The 2,320-nt window shown below is 56.2% G+C and carries 3 protein-coding genes; all 3 read right to left on the bottom strand.

What is annotated here, in order from left to right:
* Nucleotides 1-36: 36 nt before the first annotated feature.
* The 3 genes from AC58EF_RS28375 to AC58EF_RS28365 all read right to left on the bottom strand — a co-directional run bounded on the left by AC58EF_RS28375 (nucleotide 37) and on the right by AC58EF_RS28365 (nucleotide 2,094).
* Nucleotides 37-978, bottom strand: a complete 942-nt coding sequence (locus tag AC58EF_RS28375; protein WP_497279694.1) for a glycosyltransferase — start codon at nucleotides 976-978, stop codon at nucleotides 37-39.
* Nucleotide 979: 1 nt separating this feature from the next.
* The gene (locus AC58EF_RS28370; RefSeq protein ID WP_497279693.1) at nucleotides 980-1,504 is read right to left on the bottom strand and encodes a DUF2141 domain-containing protein; all 525 of its coding nucleotides are present in this window, start codon (nucleotides 1,502-1,504) and stop codon (nucleotides 980-982) included.
* A 242-nt stretch (nucleotides 1,505-1,746) separates the two neighbouring features.
* Entirely contained in the window at nucleotides 1,747-2,094 is a 348-nt protein-coding gene (locus AC58EF_RS28365) for a hypothetical protein (RefSeq protein ID WP_497279692.1), read from the bottom strand.
* Nucleotides 2,095-2,320: the final 226 nt, after the last annotated feature.

Raw genomic sequence — 2,320 nt, 5'->3', positions numbered from 1 at the left:
CCGAACCCTACCAGAAGATCGACGGTGGCCACCCTCTCAGGGAAACCTTCCTACACCACCCCGTGGGACACGACCGATCATGCAGAAGGTTTCGGACTCGCTCCCATGAACTAGGGCATCGCCACTAGCCAGAAATGCAGCAAACTCCTGGCGACCCAGTATCGGTGGGATGAGCTTGATATGCGGATTTCCCGCCACAGCTTTCACTACGGCAGCGCGCGCCCGACCGTCGCCTGCTATCACAAGCCCAATGGCCCGATCGTATCCGCAGGCCGTCACCGCGTCGACTATCATTGGCCACCGCTTCTCAGGGGCATGGCGACCAGCACCGATCAAAAGAATGGCATCTTCTTCCAGATCACATTGCGATAGGAGGCGCCTGCGTAGATCAGGGTCGCGTTTGGCTGGAGAAAAAATGCCGGGTTGGGCACCCATGCGATTGAGAACCACATTATGCAGGCCGCCCTCACGAAGTCGCTGCGCCAAATCCATACTGGCGCAAACGATATGGTCGAACCGCTCGTCAAGCCGGCGCAGGCGCTGCCAAAACCAATCAAACCCGCGATCGATTACCTGACGGCTAGCCACTCCCCGGAACCAGCGATAGGCGTAATTGCCCAGCGGGTCCGCGTGCATAATGAGGCTTCGCGGGACATCGGCCTGCCAGCGAGCCACCATCGCGGCGCTGCTCCATGGCGTCGAGGCCTCAACCAGGTCAGGCTTCAGAGCGTCGAGTTTGGTATGCAGCGCTAATTCGTCGTGAAAATAATGGTAGCGCCCATCAAGCGGAAACCGCTTGCCGGCGACATATTCAATCCTCGCATTAGGGCCTATCACCTCAATGCCCGGCTTGAGGGCGGGGACGAGAATGATGATCTCATGTCCAAGGCGCGGACCCGCGAGCATTTTATGCTGCACATAGGTTTTCACACCGCCCCCATGCGGCGAGTAGAAGGCGCAAACATCGACAATACGCATGTCAGCGCTCCTCGATCGGGCCGAAGGACAGGAAGCCTTGGCTATAATTGAGGATGATGCGGGACCGCTTTGGCCGCCGACCTGCATGCAGGATCGCCTCATGCGCCTTTGGCTTACGCCAGCGGATTTTCGGGTTCTGACCAAAGCCGATACCATCGACCATGATGCCAAATTTCCGGTTGGAATCCCGGTCATGGAGCAAACTGACAGCATAAGCGCCAGGCGCTGGAACTCGGATGCACAATTGGGTTGGGGTGTCGGCGGAAAGAGCAACTTCCTGCCTGCGGAACGCCTTGCCCTGGGAGAGCAGGATGTTGTCATCCTGAAGAAAATCTTGGTCATTAGCTGGATAAACCTCCAGCTTCAGCAAGCCCGTGCGGTCTTTCAAACCCACGACGTCAATGATGAAAGAGGGGCCGTCCTCATTAGGGCGACACTGTGCACCCGCCTTACCAAGATCAGGCGAAGAGGGGATTGCTACGCTCGCCACCGCGATGGCGGCGAACCAGAAACCAATAATAATCATGAGAAGGGATAGCTCTCAGCCATAGCCGATCGCTCATGGCGTCACATGCCATGACGTCGGCACCGTCATCCACGTTGCTGCCGCCTCCACCACGTCCCGACACATTGTCTGGGTCTGGACCTAGCCGATGCGATCATACGGTGATCCGTCTCCCGACAGGCACCACTATACAGACCGCGCCATGGCGCTGGTCTCAGGGGTAGCCTTGTTGAAGAAGGAGTGCGGCAACCGTGCCGCGTCCGTCAGACAATCGCGGGCGGTCGGATCAATTCGCTGTAGTGATCTTGAGCCGTAAAGGCCGCGCTTTGAGAGACCGTCGCAATCTGACTGTAGCGTGGTGTCGTATCGGTCAGAGCAGGATGCTTTGCGCGATCAGCAGTCAGATGATTGTGATGATGTGCCGCTGAGGGAAGCTCAGAGTCGCGAGATCCATCATCCCAATCCGCAATTTCAGAATGGGTGAAATAATCTTGGAGATTTTCAATATGCGGGGTTGAGGAGCTGGGCACACCCTGCGACGCGGACAAGGCGAAACACAGCACGGCGAGAAAAAATCTCACCGAAAATCTGTGAGTTTGGCTTGCAATCATATGGATAGCTACACCCCGCGAGACGCTATCATACAATGATCGTCTGACGCTTCCAAACGGCGAAATGTTACAAAATATATTGCGCGGGACTGCACAGGGCGACTTGGAGAAAGCACTCCAGCCTCTACATAGCCTAAGTGCGATAATAGGAATTATGTTAATAGCGATACCACAACTGTCCATGTAAACTGTGTCCAGTGTGATGGAGAAAGGCTTGCAGTCATGG

This window comes from Sphingobium sp. WR1 (assembly GCF_059693745.1).
This window is presented reverse-complemented; position numbering and strand designations above follow the sequence as displayed.

Coding starts and splice junctions, on each gene's coding strand:
- AC58EF_RS28365 (WP_497279692.1), bottom strand. CDS start 2,094: ATGATTGCAAGCCAAACTCACAGATTTTCGGTGAGATTTTTTCTCGCC.
- AC58EF_RS28375 (WP_497279694.1), bottom strand. CDS start 978: ATGCGTATTGTCGATGTTTGCGCCTTCTACTCGCCGCATGGGGGCGGT.
- AC58EF_RS28370 (WP_497279693.1), bottom strand. CDS start 1,504: ATGATTATTATTGGTTTCTGGTTCGCCGCCATCGCGGTGGCGAGCGTA.